Annotated in this window: 14 protein-coding genes; 2 read left to right on the forward strand and 12 right to left on the reverse strand. The window is 38.3% G+C overall.

What is annotated here, in order from left to right; translation table 11 throughout:
• Window positions 1-32: 32 nt before the first annotated feature.
• The 4 genes from ACZ48L_RS02615 to ACZ48L_RS02630 form a co-directional block, all read right to left on the reverse strand.
• A complete protein-coding gene (locus ACZ48L_RS02615; RefSeq protein WP_008822628.1) occupies window positions 33-1,607 on the reverse strand; it encodes an NADH-quinone oxidoreductase subunit D-related protein in 1,575 nt (524 codons plus the stop codon).
• 18 nt (window positions 1,608-1,625) lie between these two features.
• A complete protein-coding gene (locus tag ACZ48L_RS02620) occupies window positions 1,626-2,513 on the reverse strand; it encodes an NADH-quinone oxidoreductase subunit B (protein WP_025791045.1) in 888 nt (295 codons plus the stop codon).
• The gene (locus tag ACZ48L_RS02625; protein WP_008822630.1) at window positions 2,504-2,854 is read right to left on the reverse strand and encodes an NADH-quinone oxidoreductase subunit A; all 351 of its coding nucleotides are present in this window, start codon (window positions 2,852-2,854) and stop codon (window positions 2,504-2,506) included. The genes ACZ48L_RS02620 and ACZ48L_RS02625 overlap by 10 nt, the downstream gene beginning before the upstream one ends.
• 375 nt (window positions 2,855-3,229) lie before the next feature.
• The gene (locus ACZ48L_RS02630) at window positions 3,230-4,129 is read right to left on the reverse strand and encodes an ATPase (protein ID WP_025791042.1); all 900 of its coding nucleotides are present in this window, start codon (window positions 4,127-4,129) and stop codon (window positions 3,230-3,232) included.
• A 185-nt stretch (window positions 4,130-4,314) separates the two neighbouring features.
• Here ACZ48L_RS02630 and ACZ48L_RS02635 point away from each other — a divergent pair, with 185 nt between their 5' ends.
• Window positions 4,315-6,681, forward strand: coding sequence for a mechanosensitive ion channel family protein (locus ACZ48L_RS02635; RefSeq protein WP_025791041.1), 2,367 nt, complete (start codon window positions 4,315-4,317; stop codon window positions 6,679-6,681).
• Between the two features lie 183 nt (window positions 6,682-6,864).
• Here the strand turns inward: ACZ48L_RS02635 and ACZ48L_RS02640 are convergent, their stop codons facing one another.
• From ACZ48L_RS02640 to gap, 8 genes are all read right to left on the reverse strand, one after another.
• Entirely contained in the window at window positions 6,865-7,461 is a 597-nt protein-coding gene (locus ACZ48L_RS02640) for an RNA polymerase sigma factor (protein WP_025791040.1), read from the reverse strand.
• A gap of 197 nt (window positions 7,462-7,658) precedes the next feature.
• Window positions 7,659-8,111, reverse strand: a complete 453-nt coding sequence (locus ACZ48L_RS02645) for a DUF6359 domain-containing protein (protein ID WP_308339657.1) — start codon at window positions 8,109-8,111, stop codon at window positions 7,659-7,661.
• Window positions 8,112-8,790: 679 nt separating this feature from the next.
• Window positions 8,791-10,206, reverse strand: coding sequence for a glycoside hydrolase family 57 protein (locus tag ACZ48L_RS02650; RefSeq protein ID WP_025791039.1), 1,416 nt, complete (start codon window positions 10,204-10,206; stop codon window positions 8,791-8,793).
• A gap of 54 nt (window positions 10,207-10,260) precedes the next feature.
• Window positions 10,261-11,526, reverse strand: a complete 1,266-nt coding sequence (locus ACZ48L_RS02655; RefSeq protein WP_025791038.1) for a glycosyltransferase family 4 protein — start codon at window positions 11,524-11,526, stop codon at window positions 10,261-10,263.
• A 14-nt stretch (window positions 11,527-11,540) separates the two neighbouring features.
• The gene (locus tag ACZ48L_RS02660; protein ID WP_219523798.1) at window positions 11,541-13,484 is read right to left on the reverse strand and encodes a glycogen debranching enzyme N-terminal domain-containing protein; all 1,944 of its coding nucleotides are present in this window, start codon (window positions 13,482-13,484) and stop codon (window positions 11,541-11,543) included.
• Window positions 13,485-13,844: 360 nt separating this feature from the next.
• Window positions 13,845-14,783, reverse strand: coding sequence for a diacylglycerol/lipid kinase family protein (locus tag ACZ48L_RS02665; RefSeq protein ID WP_025791036.1), 939 nt, complete (start codon window positions 14,781-14,783; stop codon window positions 13,845-13,847).
• Complete coding sequence (gene miaA, locus ACZ48L_RS02670; protein ID WP_199897292.1) at window positions 14,777-15,703, reverse strand: tRNA (adenosine(37)-N6)-dimethylallyltransferase MiaA; 927 nt, start codon at window positions 15,701-15,703, stop codon at window positions 14,777-14,779. The genes ACZ48L_RS02665 and miaA overlap by 7 nt, the downstream gene beginning before the upstream one ends.
• Window positions 15,704-15,852: 149 nt before the next feature.
• Entirely contained in the window at window positions 15,853-16,881 is a 1,029-nt protein-coding gene (gene gap, locus ACZ48L_RS02675; RefSeq protein WP_025791033.1) for a type I glyceraldehyde-3-phosphate dehydrogenase, read from the reverse strand.
• Window positions 16,882-17,152: 271 nt separating this feature from the next.
• Between gap and mscL the strand changes: the two genes are divergently transcribed.
• Window positions 17,153-17,578, forward strand: coding sequence for a large-conductance mechanosensitive channel protein MscL (mscL, locus tag ACZ48L_RS02680; RefSeq protein ID WP_008822643.1), 426 nt, complete (start codon window positions 17,153-17,155; stop codon window positions 17,576-17,578).
• Window positions 17,579-17,855 lie beyond the last annotated feature (277 nt).

Consider the following 17,855-nt stretch of genomic DNA (forward strand, 5'->3'; position numbering starts at 1 on the left):
TTCTTAATTGATTACTTTTATGATAAACCTTGTTAACGGTCTATATCAGGAATTACGAAATCAAGTGCAGCACCAGTAGTAACCAAGTCGGCTATCTTCTGACCACGCAACATCTTATCCATAGCGCCAACAAGTGTCAGCCCCATTGGTCGGAACTTCAAACGATAAGCAGTTTTATCACCTCTTGAATCCAAATAAGCACCAAATTCACCACTTGCTCCCTCTACAGAGAAATACCACTGTCCTTCTGGGACTTTGATAATTGGCTTTTGCTTAATATAGAACTCACCTTCAGGAATATTATCAATCAATTGCTCTATAATATTGAGACTCTGATAGATTTCCTTAATATGACAGAAATAGCGATCCATAGAATCACCATTTGTCAATGTTATCTCTTCAAAGTTTACCTTATCATACATTGCATAAGGATGGTACTTACGAACGTCATTCTTCCAACCACTAGCACGACCAGCAGGACCAGTCACGCCATAGCTGATACAATCCTTCTCGTCCATAACACCAACTCCTTCAAAACGCTGATGTGTAATCACATTATCACCAAAGACATCAACATACTCCTGAATCATTGGACGTAAGTACTTGCAGAGTTCCTTTACATTTGATACAAAGTTTGGATCGATATCCGCTTGCAGACCACCTATCCTATAATAGTTCTGTATCAAACGCCCACCTGTAGTCTCTTCCATAACATTGAGGACATGCTCACGGTCACGCATACCATAAAGGAATGCAGTAAGAGCACCTAAGTCTTGAGCACAACAAGCTGTATAAAGGAGGTGATTGTCAATACGCTGTAACTCATCCATAATAGTACGGATATAGAGAATACGCTCAGACAATTCAATCCCCATGCCCTCTTCAATTACACCCACAAGTGCATGACGATTCATCATAGCTGACAGGTAATTCATACGGTCAGTTAATGCCAAAGTCTGAGGATAAGTGAACTGTTCACAAAGTTTCTCTATACCGCGATGGATATAACCTAAATGTGGATAGATATTAGTAACAGTCTCACCATCTAACACCGTTTGTAAACGAAGTACACCATGAGTAGAAGGGTGTTGTGGACCAATATTAACAACAAAATTGTCATCAGTAAACAAAGCATGTTGTGTTCCTACGAGTTCACCATTCTTGTCTAAGTTCCACTCTGTAGTTGTATCAAGTTCTACATCATCTTCTGTAGTATACATATTCTTTGCAGGATCCATATCGTAATCCTTACGAAGTGGATACCCCTTAAAGTCATTTCTTAAGAAGAGACGACGCATATCTGGATGACCAAGGAACTTAATACCATAGAAATCATAGACCTCACGTTCCAGTAAATCGGCATCAGCCCACAACTTAATAACAGAAGGAATTACAAATTCCTCTCCCACCTTTTTTGCAAGCTGTTTTACAGAACAACGTTCGTGTGTACTTGTATTCTCAAGAATATAAATACACCCAAGACCTTCCTCTGTACCAAAGTCTTCACCGACAACAGTTACAAGGTAATCGAAATGCTTCTCATTCTTCAACCTTGCCATCTCAGTAGCAAAGCTATCAAAGCCGAATTCTTTATTTTCTAGTTTCATTCTCGCGTACCTTATATATTATACGTTAGTTGTACTCTCATCAGCAGCCTTCTTTGCAGCATCAATCTGATCGATTTCCTTACCCAACTTATCAACATCTTCTTTTGTTACTGGTTGGTTGATGACAATCGTCTCTTTCTTAGGAGCTACCCCTACAGGAGTTGGAGTAACAGAGTCTACTGCGGGTTTAGCTGCAGGGCGAGCAGGCTTAGGGGTAGGCTTATGCGCCTCTTCCCATGCAGCCTCACGCTTCTCCTTTATTTCCTCTGGATCAATGCCTAGTTTCTCCTTAAAAATCAGTTCGGCATTACTCTTGCCCAACTCACGCTCTTCTGCAGTCTGCTTATGATTTACGCCACCAAAGAATTTCTCAACTTTAACTTTACGCTGAAGTTGCATCATTCCATAGATAATAGCTTCTGGACGTGGAGGACAACCTGGAATATATACGTCTACAGGGATAATCTCATCGATACCTCGCATAACATGATAGCTATCTTTGAATGGACCACCAGAAATAGCACAACCTCCAACTGCAATAACATATTTAGGTTCTGCCATCTCATCATACAAACGCTTCAGTGCCGGTGCCATCTTATTGGTAATAGTACCTGCACACATAATCAAATCCGCTTGACGAGGAGAGTTACGCGTAACTTCAAATCCAAAACGAGAGAAGTCGTAACGTGCACAACCGACTGCCATAAACTCAATACCACAACAAGAAGTAGCGAAAGTCAATGACCACAGAGAATTACTCCGTCCCCAGTTGATAAGTTGATCCAAGTTCCCAAGAACGAGATTTGTCCCTCCCTCGTTCAGCTCACTTGCCATCTTACTCAGCGTGTCATTATCTTTCCATTCATTGTATGGAAGAGATTTGATTTTTGGCTTTCTTATTTCCATTCGAGTGCTCCTTTCCGCCAAGCGTATGCAAGGCCAAATACTAATACCAACATAAAGAACCCAATCGTGGCAAGAGCCAATGGTCCAAATGTCTTAACAACAACTGCCCAAGGATATAAGAAAACTGTTTCCACATCAAACATCAGAAAGAGAATTGCAAAGAGATAGTAACCGATATGCACTGGCAACCAAGAGGTTCCATAGGTCGGAATACCACACTCAAAAGGCTCACCTTTCACTGGATTGTATGAACGCGGACCAATCAACTTAGCTATGGCATACGCTGCCACTACCAAGAATGCAGCCGTTATCAGAACGGTAACAAAAAGTGTGAAATACATAAACTTATATAGCTATAATTTAATTGTCTAATCTCGTTCACAAAGAACATGTTTTAAAACGGTTGCAAAGATACAAAAATATTTGAGAACGTATGCAAATCTAACAAAAAAACGCACTACATTTTGCAAACTCTACTTTACAAACAAAAGATTGCACAAACAACTTGCCCCCTACTAAGAAGGTCTTGAAAAATACGGAGATAACACTATGTCAGTAATATCCAAACTTTAATAAAGATTTCTCTATCGTTTAGCATTAATGAAAAGCAATAACAGTCTCTTTAAGTCCTATATTTAGCATTTTGCAAATATCGTTATTAGTGCTAATTAAGATCCCATTAAAGTATATAGATAATAAAAGGAAAAGTGCCAGCTTTAAACAGTTTCACTATAATACCCTATCAAACCATCAATTGGTGCATCAATAACCTTACCTATTTTATAATTGAAGTGCTCTGCGCAAGCTCTCAGTTCCCCCTCAAATGCAGAAGCCACTCCTCCAACAGCAGAAAGAGTACGAATAGAATCCGAAGAATAACACAAGACATTCTTTTCAAAAAAACATTGGAAATTATAGATAACCAAATCTCTTAACTCATAGTACTTCAAATTCTCTTTAATAAAGAGAGAGATACCTGCAAGGAAACGATTAGCTAACGGTTGGCGATACACCTTATCTATAATCTGTGGATACGTCAGTCCACTCCATTTTAAATATTTTTCTTTTATATCTTCCGAAAGACTCCCTTTAAAAATACCATTCAAAAATAATTTCCCCAAGACAGCTCCACTACCCTCATCTCCAAGGATATATCCAAGTGGTGGAATATTTTGCGTGATTTTTTTTCCATCATAAAGGCAACTATTAGCACCAGTTCCCAAGATACAAGCAATACCAGGCTCATATCCGCACACAGCTCGTGCTGCTCCTAACAAATCACTATCAACCTCTACTTCTGCTTTAGGAAAGTGCTTCATAAGTGCTTTTCGCATAACATATGAAGTTTCAGAAGTACAACCAGCACCATAGAAAAAAATTTTAGTAATTTGTTCTATAACATCATCCTTTGTCTGAACACAGCCACCCTTTAAATCCATTACCTGAAAGATTGGGTTCAATTCACATTCCAAAGTATGTAAAATAACATCCTCCGACTGATGAAAAGGGTTCAAACCCTGTGTACGTCCCTTTAAAATTTGCCTGTTATCGGCATTTTCTTCCTCAACCAGAGCCCAATCAGTCTTAGATCCACCACTATCAGCTATTAATATCATTGTCTTATGTTTTATTTGCAAACTTACACAAAATTATCCACTTAAAAGTCAGATAAAAAAAGAAATCATTGATAAGTAAAACCTTTAGTATCATTTTACATTCATTGACATGTCAGAATGATAAACTTTGATTACCTTTGCACACATTATTAATCAATAAGAAACCGTTATCATAAGAAACTGATATGCCGAAAAAAATATTCTTCATCACCTTCTTACTATTTTTAATTACTGTACCTACGCATGCTGTTTTACAAGAAGACTCTTTGAAAAACTCATTGTCTGTTCTTCGGCATGAACTGATCAACCAACACCTTGAAGAGACTAAGCAGTTGAATCGCTCAAAAATAATTAATGAGCAGGTGATGACACAATTGAAAGAAATTGGAGAAAAATCTGCACAGGTTTCACTCATGCTCTATTCACAAAAGACTGATAATATATTTGATCTTACATATGCCTGTCATCAGGCTACAGAGCTTTGGAAGGACTTCCAAACAAAAACACGTCCCTTTCATGACCTTATTACCCAAAGTAATGAAGAGATTGCAAGGTATGATTCTCTTATCAATGTGCTCAGTACAATGTATACCTTTGGAATGACTACCAAAATGAAAACTGAGCGTAATGTGTGTCTTACACTCGCAACGAGCATTCGGCGTATGTTACAGGAGCGCAACGATTCTTATCAAGAATACATTCAATATTATCAGTATAGCCAACAACAATTACAAGCTCTTGATTCATATGCTCAGAAAAGATATGAAGAGATTCAGTCAGGTATCTTTACTAATAGCGGTGAGAATTACTTTAAATATCTCCGTTCCGCACCCTATATGATAAAGAACATGAGTTCAAGTATTTCTGAAAAATATACCCCACAGAGCGTAGTTCAATCACAATGGGATGTTAAATGGCTGATTGCCCTTTTCAGTATGATATTGATTTACGGGTTTGTTGCCATTCTAATTAATTACCTGAGCATTCGTTTTCTTGTCACAAAGTTGATGAAAACAAACCGTTTTGAGCAGCAAAATAGTGCTTTTCTTGCCAAACGAACCTGTATCATCATGGTGACCTCGGTTATGACCTTTAGTCTTATCATTATAATAATAAGAATTCTATCACCATCCAATTTCGTTCACATGGCTTGTAGTCTACTATTAGAGTATACTTGGCTACTTGCTGTCATCTTTGCGTCTTTACTTTTCCGCGTCAATGGCGCACAAACGCATAATACCTACCGAATTTACTATCCTCTTATTCTTGTAGGTTTCTCGGTTATTACTTTCCGCATAGTAATGCTTCCAAGTTCCATTGTTACATTATTATTCCCTCCACTCATGCTTATTATTGCTTCTTGGCAGGGCCGAGTTATGTACAAATATTATAAACTCATTCCTAAATATGACCTTTACCTAGCTTACTTCTCACTTGCAGTATTCCTCTTCTCGCTAGTAAGCTCAACCATAGGTTATACTATGCTGGCAGTACAAGGAATTATTTGGTGGATGATGCAATTAGCATGCGTTCAGACTATAGCTTTCTTACACGATTATCTCAACCAATACCGAGAGCGTCATAACACGAGAACACTCCCTGTTAATAAAGGTTGGTTCATTCGCCTAATATCAAATGTGTTCATACCATCAGCTTTAGTATTGTCTTTTATCTTTGCTATTTACTGGGCTACAGATGTATTCAACCTCAGCGACATGACTTGGAAAATATTCCGCACGGACTTTATCAACTCAGATAAGTTCAAGATAAGCGTTTACTCCATTACAATCTCTGTCATTCTTTGGTTCGTCTTCAGATATCTTAATCAGACGACTCGTGATGCAATTAAGTTATATTTGGATAAAAATGACCCAACAACAGCTGCAGCACGTAGCACAATGTACATCAATGTCTTACAAGTCATTGTTTGGGGAGCATGGCTTTTAACCATATTAAGTATCTTTGAAATCAGTAGTACTTGGCTGGTTGTCGTCAGTGGAGGTCTGTCGACAGGTATTGGTTTTGCCATGAAGGATATACTTGAAAACATCTATTATGGTATTTCTTTGATGACAGGACGAATAAAGATTGGCGATTATATTGTTTGTGATGGCATACGCGGGCGAGTAAGTTCTATCAGTTATACCTCTACAATGTTGGAGGCCCTCGATGGTTCTGTCATAGCTTTTCAGAACTCACAGCTCTTCACTAAGAATTATAAAAACATGACCAAGAATCACGGATATGAATTAGATATCCTCGAAGTTGGTATTGCTTATGGAAGTAATATCAATGAAGTGAAAAAGATGTTGGTTGACGCTATTACAGCCTTAGGAATTACCTATACCGAGAAGAGTGTTCAGGTAATGATAAAAAGTTTCGATGACAGTTGCGTAACATTAAAGGTTCTTGTTTGGGTAAACGTTTTCACCCAGGGTTCTGATGATAGTGCCATCATGGAATGTATATATGAAACCCTTGAAAAGAATGGCATAGAAATTCCATTCCCACAAAGAGAGATTACTATTAAACACCAGACGATAGAAGAATAATAGATAACGAAAAGTATAAAAAGTTTTATACCTACAATTCAAAAAGCTCCAAAACCTCAACTGGGTCTTGGAGCTTTTTCTTAAATTATTGAAGTAACCAGGTAGTAAACCTGTCATTATACCCTGATAGCCTCAACCTTTGTTCTTAAAAATACAGATTAATCTAAGTGTACTAATCACTTCTCACGCAAATTGCAGATTCACCTTATGATCACGAACCATACGACGTAGGTTCAAAATAGCATAACGCATACGGCCTAGGCTTGTGTTTATACTTACACCTGTAGTTTCTGCTATCTCCTTAAATGACATCTCTTGATAGAAACGCATAAATACAACTTCACGCTGGGAAGCTGGCAGAAGGTTCATCAACCGCTTTACATCTGAGAGTGTTTGGGAATTAACAAATTGACTTTCGATATTGGCAATAACCGTATCAATCCCCCCTATATTTGAAAGATCATTGTCTTTTGGTGCCTCTACAACTTTCTCAGCACGTTGTGCACGATACCAATCCATAATTACATTATGGGCAATACGCATCACCCAAGCAGAAAATTTACCTGTCGGCGAATATTTCCCCTGCTGTAATTTCGTTATTACTTTAACAAAAGTCTCTTGAAACAAGTCATCAGCAATGTCACGATCACGCACCACAAAAAGGATATACGAAAATAATTTCGATTGGTTGTGTGACAACAATAAATCGAAAGCCTCATTACTTCCATCAATGTATGACAATGCCAACTCCTCGTCGGTCATCTCATTCAGTTTCTTCATTTTTATAAGAAATATTTATGAAGTACAGGTGTTTCGATAGGCTTTCTAAACTTATTCTTATTAGTATTATTATTCAATGAATACTGGAGAAGTTTGCAATAAACCAAAAGGATCACTCCCTTTATTTGTCTGCAATGTTCTTTTCCACTGCAAATATAATCACTTTTATCGGTATATGCAAATTATTTACACAAAAATCATTCTTCCATCCATCCATAATCATATATATTCTTTTTCATACCGAACACTCCAAGATACTTATGTTTTACCCCACAGAAAAATATCTTCTTCCCATAATTATTAGGATTACTTTTCAAACCAAGCTCTTCTTTCAGAAGCTTCGAAGCCAACTGAATGGCAATCACTTGTTCTGGAGAGGTTTCTCCACGATCATCTGCTAACAAAATGGCATTATCATAAGTAAAGGGGTACTCCCATTCTGCATTCTTGATATGCTTAGAGCATGCACCAACAATGTATCCAGACACTGTAACAACCTTCCCTTCAGGAATATCATGCTGGAATTCTGCAATTGTATAAATATGACTAATGGCAGAAGAATCTACAGAATCAGATTCTCCGTTATCCACATCTTCTGTCTTATGTCTTTTATGTTCAACGTCATCTACAACACTTTTTTCACAATTCACAAAAAACAAAGCACACAGAACCAGAAAAAATAACTTATACAACTTCATGGAATAAAATTTATATTAGACTTTGCAAAGATAGAAAAAGATTAGAAGAGTATCAAGTAAAGTACACAAAAAAGAGGTTGGTGCAGGAAGCTACCAACCTCGAATAATGATTTAGCAAACATCTAAATCAGTGAAAAACACATGGCAAATATATAGCTAATAAAAGAATAAAACAAATATTATAGTAAAAAAAAGATGTTTTTAACATTGTAAGCGTACACAGTAACAAACACTTAGGCTAAATAAAGAGGGAAGATTAAAAAAACATGGGCATTGCCCTACCCCACTCTTGGACAATAGGATTACAAAAGATTATTGTAAGAATAAATCATAACACACTTTCAATAGGTGCTATTTTGCATTGTAAAAGACGCCCTTTTGAATGGTAAAAGGTACCCTTTGAGGGAACAAAAGATGCCCTTTTGCGTTGCAAAAGGGCATCTTTTGTTTTTCAAATTATAAGCATCTGAATTACAAGTAGATACGAAGTGACTCCCGAAAGGATTTACATTAAATATTAAATAGAATAACAATCCTATCTGTAAAAGTTATTCATACCATCAAAGAAAAGCATGTAACACTTCTCATGAGAGCTTTCCTCATCGTTAATCCCCTCTCTCTTATATCTATATTAATCCTTTTGTTTCTTCTTTACCGTACGCTTTGCAGGGGTATTATGACTAGGATTCTTGGGGGCATCCTTACCGATTACCTCCTTCTCAACTTGCAATCGAAGCTTATCCTCTTCTGATTCCAACTTGTCAACCTTCCCTTGTAGCCGTATTACCTCCTTCTCCTTCATCTCAATCTCTTCACCCTGATTGCGGATTGTAGTCAATAACCCATTCAATTCTTCATTATCAATATCTGCAGGATAGAGGCTATTGACACGATTAAGGAAGTCACCAAGGATATTCATATAATTTGTAAATGCGTCAAAAGCACCATCATAGATACCCCGATCCATTCCAACACGAGAAGGCTTAGTTGACATAAAGCGGAAATTATCACTAGCTTGCAAATAATCCCAATCCTGATTAATACGTGGATCTCTGGCTATTCGCACCCGATCAGCAACACTGTAAAGTTTATTAAACGCCTCTCGTTGCATAGGATTACCCAACCACGTGCTGACATCACGTTCTTCATCCATCCAACTAAGTGTATCTGGCACATCAAGACTACTGATACTTTTCAGTTTCATACAGATCTCTGATGGTGTAGAGAAAGTTATTCCACGTTGCTTTGCACATGCGGGGAATGCCTTAAGGAATTCAAGTATATTGCTTGACAATGGTTGGTCTATACCAAGAGCAGAAAGATTCATAAAGATACCTATCACCTGTTCTTCGTCTGGAAGAGCTGCAATCTCATCCATATAGGTATCAGCAAATAAAGGATAACCCTCCCATTCTGAATTATTAAAGCGTAAAGAGATATCATCACTCAACTTAATATCACGCAATAGTAACTTTAACTTTGGGGCAAGTGCGCAGTTGTATATATAGTGTGGGCTCTTCCAACCTAGCACATGCTTCGCACCTTCTGTCAGCATAGCCTTAAAGCCCATTTGAGAAGCAAGTAATCCTATATCATCACTATAGATAAGAGAAGAATTACGTAACACCTTTGGTGTTTGCCCAAAATATTCCTTTATCTTCTGAGCCTGCCGTTTTACCTCTAGCTTAAAGCTCTCTTCATTAGCAAGGGAAGCTAAGCCGTGTGAGTAAGGCTCTGCAAGAAATTCTACACAGCCTGTGTTATTCAACTCTTGTAGTTTCTCGAGTACTTGTGGAGCATGCATCTCAAGTTGTTCTATACCAACCCCTGAAAGAGAAAAGGCAACTTTAAAAGCATTTCCATTGTCACGAATCATCTGCAACAGTGTATTCAATGCAGGTATATAGCTTCTCTCTGCTATATCCGAAACTGAACGTTCATTCTCAAAATCATCATAATAATAATGATCCGTACCTATATCAAAGAAACGATAACGTTTCAAATGAACTACTTGATGTATCTCGAAATATAAACAAATCGTTTTCATTATCTTATCTCGTTTTAGTTTTAAAGGTCATTAGTAAGTTTCATTAATCTTTTATTACCAGCCTAAAGTGCGAAGGTAAAGCTCACGAATCCATGCCCCAACCTTCTCCCACGTTATCTGGGCAACCTCCTTTTTACCCTCTTCTGATAAATAGTCGAAAAGACTCTCATTATGACAGATAGAATAAATTGCATCAGCTAATGCATGTATATCCCAATAATCAATCTTGATACAATTATTGAGGATCTCGGCACATCCACTCTGTTTGGAGATAATACTTGGTGTACCACATTGCATTGCTTCCAAAGGAGAAATGCCAAAAGGCTCACTGACAGAAGGCATCACATAAACATCTGATGCTTTCAAGCATTCATAGACTTCTTTACCTCGCATAAAACCAGGGAAATGGAAACGGTCAGCAATGCCACGTTCAGCCGCAAGATAAATCATCTGATTCATCATATCACCTGACCCTGCCATACAAAACCGGACATTACGAGTACGATGAAGTACCATATTTGCAGCCTCAATAAAATATTCTGGACCTTTTTGCATTGTTATTCTACCAAGGAAAGTAACAAGTTTCTCCTTCCCTTTATGATCTGGTCGTGGAATTTCTGCAATCTCTTGTGTCAGGGGATAAACTGCATTATGCACTGTAAAAACCTTACGTGGATCCTGATGATATTGATTTATAACGGTCTGGCGAGTCAGTTCTGACACGCACATGATGCAATCAGCATTGTCCATTCCATCCTTCTCTATGCCATATACAGTTGGATTAACCTGTCCACGTGAACGATCAAAGTCTGTGGCATGAACATGAATGCACAAAGGCTTGCCTGAAACTTGCTTGGCATGAAGACCCGCAGGATAGGTTAACCAATCATGTGCATGAATGATGTCATAGTCAAGTGTCCGTGCCACAACGCCAGCTATAATTGAATAGTTATTGATCTCTTCATGAAGGTTAGCAGGGTAACCACCAGCAAAATCCATGGCGCCGAGGTCGTTGACATGCATATAATTAAAGTCTGCATAGATATGGTTTCTCAACTCATAGTAAAGATCTGGATTCATTATATTGCCTATACGGCTCTTCACATAATCATAATCAACATCTCGATAGGCTATTGGCACACAGTTCATTGCTACAATATTGGCAAATCTCTGATCTTCATCACCAAAAGGATGAGGAAGACAAAGCGTTGTCTCAATATCACCTTGTACATGAAGACCTTCCGATATACCAAAATTTGCAGTCGCTAAACCGCCATATACATGAGGAGGATACTCCCATCCAAACATTAATACTTTCATATAAGTTCCTCCTATTAATATTTATATTTTTCAAGTAACTCTAAAGTACGAAGTACTTCAGCCACATTCATGGCGAAAGATATAGCACCACGGCCATTAAAAGGTGGATTGCCATCAAAGAGTTCTGGTAACGTACTAAGGCAATGATGAAACATCTCATCCTCATAACCAACTAACTGGCGCTCAACAAAACTCAAGCGTGTTTGCTTATAGAGTTTCAAGCAGGCTTCAAGATAGAATCCTCCTAACCATGGCCAGGCTGTCCCCTGATGATAAGCTAGATCACGCTGACTTTGCGGACCAGTATACATTGGATTGTAACCACCACTCTTTGGAGAAAGAGAACGTAATCCTTTCGGTGTCAGTAACTCGCGCGTACAAACATCTAAAACACCCCGTTTCTGTTTCTGATCAAGTGGCGAATAATCAAGTGCAACTGCAAATATCATATTTGGACGAACACTCCAATCTATCATATTCCCATCAACATAATCATAAAGATAGCCATACTCATTAAGGAATGTATCGACAAACGCCTCTTTACACCGCGCTGCGAGTTCCTCAAGAGTATTCGATCGCTCTATATTCCCACTCTCTTGTTCCATAACAGCAGCAAACTTCAGAGCATTATACCAAAGGGCATTAAACTCCACGATATATCCAGAGCGTGGAACAACTGGTCGCCCATTGTTCATAGAATTCATCCAGGTTATAGCTTTACCCTTTGCATCAGCATAAAGTAATCCATTCTTGTCTAAAGTTAAGTTTGGATGTTTATCTAACATAAGGTAATCTATGATATCATACAATAAACTACCATAGAGTTTCTTGCAACGTTCTTTACCTGCAGCTTTAGCATATTGCTGAATAGCCCACACACACCAAAGAGGTACATCAGGCTTCTCCATCTCATAGATATTAACAGTCAAAGGCTTTCCTTCCATAAATTCGCGTAGCCCTTTCTCTGCTGTCTGCATCACCAACTCAAAATAATCCTGCTCTTCAATACTCAATGTGAGACCAGGAAGTGCTATGAACTGATCGCGCGCGCGGCACTTAAACCATGGGTAACCCGCAAGTATATAACGGGCACCATCCTTTGCACTATTATGAAACTGATGTGCTGCATTAACAAGACAATGGAAGAAATTATCGCGAGGACTACGTGTCTCAACCTCTGTATTAAACAAATTGGGTAGTATAGAAGGCTTGCATTCTGAAGTAGAAGCAGCGAAAATAATACTCTCTCCTTTGCTAATATTCATCTCAAAATAACCTGGCACATACAAATCTTCATCAGAAGCATAACCACGTTCTTGTTCCTTTGGATATTCGAGACCACGATACCAATAAGGTTCAAAATGAAACTCATTGGTTTTTGAGAATTGCATGTATAGGGCTGGATACCCTGCATACATACAAGTGCTTATTCCATTATCTATCTGATGATAGGTTCTATCAGCTACAGGATTCTCATGTGTAAATTGTTTAACACTGCGGAATGCTAAAAATGGGCGAAACTGCAACGTTGTTTTCGAATGAGCTTCCAGTAATGTATAACGTATCAAGATACGATCTTCATAGTGTTGGAAAACAACTTCTTTTTTTAACAAGACTCCTCCAACCCTATAGATAGTAGTAGGGACATTATCACAATCAAATTCCCGTATATACTTATGCCCTTGTGGGCTGAAAGTTCCTCCTTGATATTTATGTAAACCCAAGTTAAATGCAGCACCATGCTGTATAACTGTGGGGTCAAGAGAGCTCAACAGCACATGATTGTCATCATCTAATTCAGGAACGGGGACAACAAGTAAACCATGGTACTTACGAGTGTTACAATCAACAATAGTGGAACAAGCATAAGCTCCAGAACGATTAGTTCGCAGTAGCTCTCGAGGAAGCGAATCTTGAAGATTGGTCATCAGAGCTTTTTCAAATTTTAAGTAGCTCATGTCTTTTAAGGTTTATTGTTTGGTTTTTAATTTCTTTCCAGTAGAAGTCTTTACAGACTTTACCGTTTGGCACTCCAAAGATACAAATATTTTTCATAATAGCATTATAAAGTAAGATATTATTTTCAGGTTCAGACTTCTCTTATGAAACTTATAAGAAGAATTTACGAAGAAGGTTTAAATACCTATGTCTTAAAAGCTCTAATATATAATAGGAAAAGTTCATAAACATTTGAGAGAAAGCTTAGGAGCTTTTAACGGGTAGATAGAATCTATCAGTAATTTGCTTAAACAATAGAAGGTCTCTTTTTTCAATAAAAACAAGAGAATAGACAGGAGTAATTTAATATATAAGGTGTATTAATTCGGTATGATAAAGTTAATGACTTCTTTCTCCACACCTATTATAAAAGTGCCAACAGGTGCCGATTTCAAGAGTCGTCCATCAACACTGACAGGAGTATGTGAGGTTACCTGTGCTCTCAGTTCCTGCGTTCTATAAGGTAATACACTCTGATGATTCAATATCTTATCCCGCAACAAGAGATACATACCCTTCATTGCTTGCAACATCTTTGGTTGAGAAACGATTGAAACATCTAGTAAACCATTATATGGGACAGCATTCGGTGTCTGCCCATAGCCTTGAGCATTACCGATACAAACGGTCATCAACCGTCGCCTGATACTATCTGTATTGATGTTCAGTGACATCAAATAATCCATACGTTGGAACAAAAGCAGGAAACAAGAGAGAATAAAGGAGATTGTACGGGATATGAAAAGGTGGCGCATACGACGACGAAGGCTCATTATATTTGCAACCATCCCAATATTTACACAGTTAAGGAAATATCTACGACAACGTTCACACTTCTTGTTTTCATAGCGAATATACCCAATATCTATCCGTCTTATACGCTTCTGCTTAAGCCAAACTATAGTCTGTTCCAAGTGTGATTCATCAAATCCCCAGAAGTGTGCAAAGTCGTTCAGCACACCATTTGGAATAACACCCACCGTTATACTGTCACGCTTTTCTGGTTCTAAAAGCATCAGATAATTAACCGCATCATTCAATGCAGAGTCACCACCATATATGATAATAGTCTTGTAACCATTGCTTACAAGCAGACGTACCAGTCGCTCTACGCTACGAGGATTCTCACTTTGAACTATATCATAAGAAACTTGGTGTAGCTGCAGGCATTGTTCAAGAGACCTTCTCTGCTTCTGATAATTACCAAGATAACCATTCCGTGGGCAATAAATAATACCCCATCTTTCTTCATCTACCATAAATTCATTATTTCATCTATCTTTACATCCATAGGTTGCAGTGCATCTATCCAATGAATGGTGAACCCACGACGTTCCATTCCTCTAAACCACGTCATCTGTCGTTTGGCAAATTGATGAATAGCTATTTCAAGTTGATGAACCATTTCATCATAGGTAATATTACCAATAAGGAACTCTGTTACATATTTATACTCTAAACCATAATAGATAAGGTCTTCTGCAGATATTCCACTCTTTAATAACCCATCTACCTCCTCAACCATCCCGTTAGTAAGGCGGCTCTTTAAACGGCTCGTGATCTTTCTCCGACGTTCCTCTCTATCTATATTTACACCAATTATCAAGGAGTCTATAGGCGGACATGACCTCTCCTTTACGGGATTGGAAAGGTTATATGTCTCTATCTCAATAGCGCGGATGGCTCTTTGACAGGAATCAACATCCGTCTTATTATGCATGACAGAATGGTTCTTTGTCTTTAGATCTGCTAATATAACCGTCAACTCTTCAAGTGATTTATCAGCTAAAGCCATACGTAATTCTGGATTTTGAGGAACTGGAGAAAGACTATATCCTTTCAAGACAGCCTCTATATATAAACCTGTTCCACCACAGAGAATTGGTTGTATTTTCCGCTTACGTATATTTTCATAGCAATCAAGAAAGTCCTGCTGATATCGAAAAAGATTGTATTTCGTCCCTGGCTCACAGATATCTATAAGATGATAAGGAATCACGTGTCCGTCGACAGTATAATCCCCCAAATCCTTTCCTGTTCCGATATCCATACCACGATACACCTGCCGGCTATCTGCACTGATAATCTCTGCCTTTAGATATGAAGCAAGATGTGCAGCAAGATCAGTCTTTCCAGATGCTGTTGGGCCAAGAATGGTTATCATTCTTCGTTCTGACATATCACTTATAGCTATCTGATCACATAACCCTTTGTTCTCCATGTCGCAAAGATAACAAAAAAATCCCTGCCAGCAAAGCTGACAGGGAGTATTATTTTATCCATAACTCTCTACAAAAGAGAGAATTTACAGACTATTCTCTAACGGTATTACTTCAACTCTGCGAAGTACTTGATTGTACGAACCATCTGAGAAGTGTAAGAGTTCTCATTGTCGTACCAAGAAACAACCTGTACCTGATAAGTATCATCGTCGATCTTGCTTACCATAGTCTGAGTTGCATCGAACAAAGAACCGAAACGCATACCGATGATATCAGAAGAAACGATCTGATCCTCGTTGTAACCGAAGCTCTCTGTTGCAGCAGCCTTCATTGCAGCGTTGATACCTTCAACAGTTACGTCCTTACCCTTAACAACAGCAACAAGGATAGTTGTTGAACCTGTTGGAGTTGGAACACGCTGTGCAGAACCAATCAACTTACCGTTCAACTCTGGAATAACAAGACCGATAGCCTTAGCTGCACCAGTTGAGTTAGGAACGATGTTGCAAGCACCTGCACGTGAACGACGGAGGTCGCCCTTACGCTGTGGACCATCAAGAATCATCTGATCACCAGTGTAAGCGTGGATTGTTGACATGATACCTGACTGGATTGGAGCATATGCGTTCAAAGCAGCTGCCATTGGAGCCAAGCAGTTTGTTGTACAAGAAGCTGCAGAAATAACAGTATCAGCTGCAGTCAAAGTCTTGTGGTTTGTATTGAAAACAACTGTAGGAAGATCGTTACCTGCTGGAGCAGAGATAACTACCTTCTTAGCACCAGCCTTGAGGTGAGCAGAAGCCTTCTCCTTTGATGTATAGAAACCTGTACACTCGAGTACAACGTCTACCTTATTAGCAGCCCATGGGCAGTTTGCAGCGTCCTTCTCAGCAGAAATCTTAATCTCCTTACCATCAACGATAATTGAGTCCTCAGTAGCCTCTACAGTGTGCTTACCCTCGCCGAACTTGCCAGCGAAACCACCCTGAGCGGTATCATACTTCAACAGATGAGCAAGCATCTTAGGACTTGTCAAGTCGTTGATTGCAACAACCTCATAACCTTCAGCCTCGAACATCTGACGGAATGCGAGACGACCAATACGGCCAAAGCCGTTAATAGCTACATTTACCATTTTTACCTTAATTTATTTTAAAAAGTTTATAAAAACAATTCTCTTTTTACCTCCTATTGAACATTTTTAATGTTACGATTGCAAAGATACAATTTTTTTTTTATTTTTGCAATCGCATTGTGTATTAAATATTATAAAAAATGAGTTCATCCTTTATAGAAGTAAAATGAGAACAATCTATGCGTAAAGATTGTAATATCCAAATATCAAAGGAAGAGACATAATGGGATAGATAGGCACGAGGCATTCATTAAATTAACAACTTAAAATTATGAGTAAATTAATCCAAGAATTTAAAGATTTCGCAGTAAAAGGTAATGCCGTAGATATGGCGGTCGGTGTAATCATCGGTGGTGCTTTCGGCAAGATTGTTTCATCTATTGTTGACGATATTATCATGCCACCTATCGGATGGCTTATTGGTGGTGTGAAGTTTACTGACTTAAAGTTCACTCTTCCTCAAGTTGATATCGCTGGAGTAACAAGTCCGGATCCCGCTACTATTAACTACGGTAACTTCCTCCAGACCACATTTGATTTCCTTATAATTGCTTTCTGTGTGTTCCTTATGGTGAAAGGTATCAATAAACTTTCTAAGAAGAAGGCTGAGGAGCCAGCAGCTCCCGCACCAGACCCAGAGCCAACTAATGAGGAGAAACTTCTCACTGAGATTCGTGACCTATTGAAGAAGCAGTAACACTCAGTAATATTTAAGGTAAATAAGAAGAAACTTGAATTAGCTTTGGATACCAACAGGAGTATATATATTCTTTAAGAAAATATAATACAAACTTTCTCCTATAACACATTAGGGAACTAAAAACAAAATATAAAAATTGAGTTTGTAACCTCCCGATATCCAGGCTATTACAACTAGCTTTATAAAAGGTGCTCTTTTACAATTCAAAAGAGCACCTTTTGCATTGTAAAAGGGCACCTTTTGCGTTGTGAAAGACGCCCTTTTACAACGTAAA

The organism is Prevotella histicola (assembly GCF_055385135.1).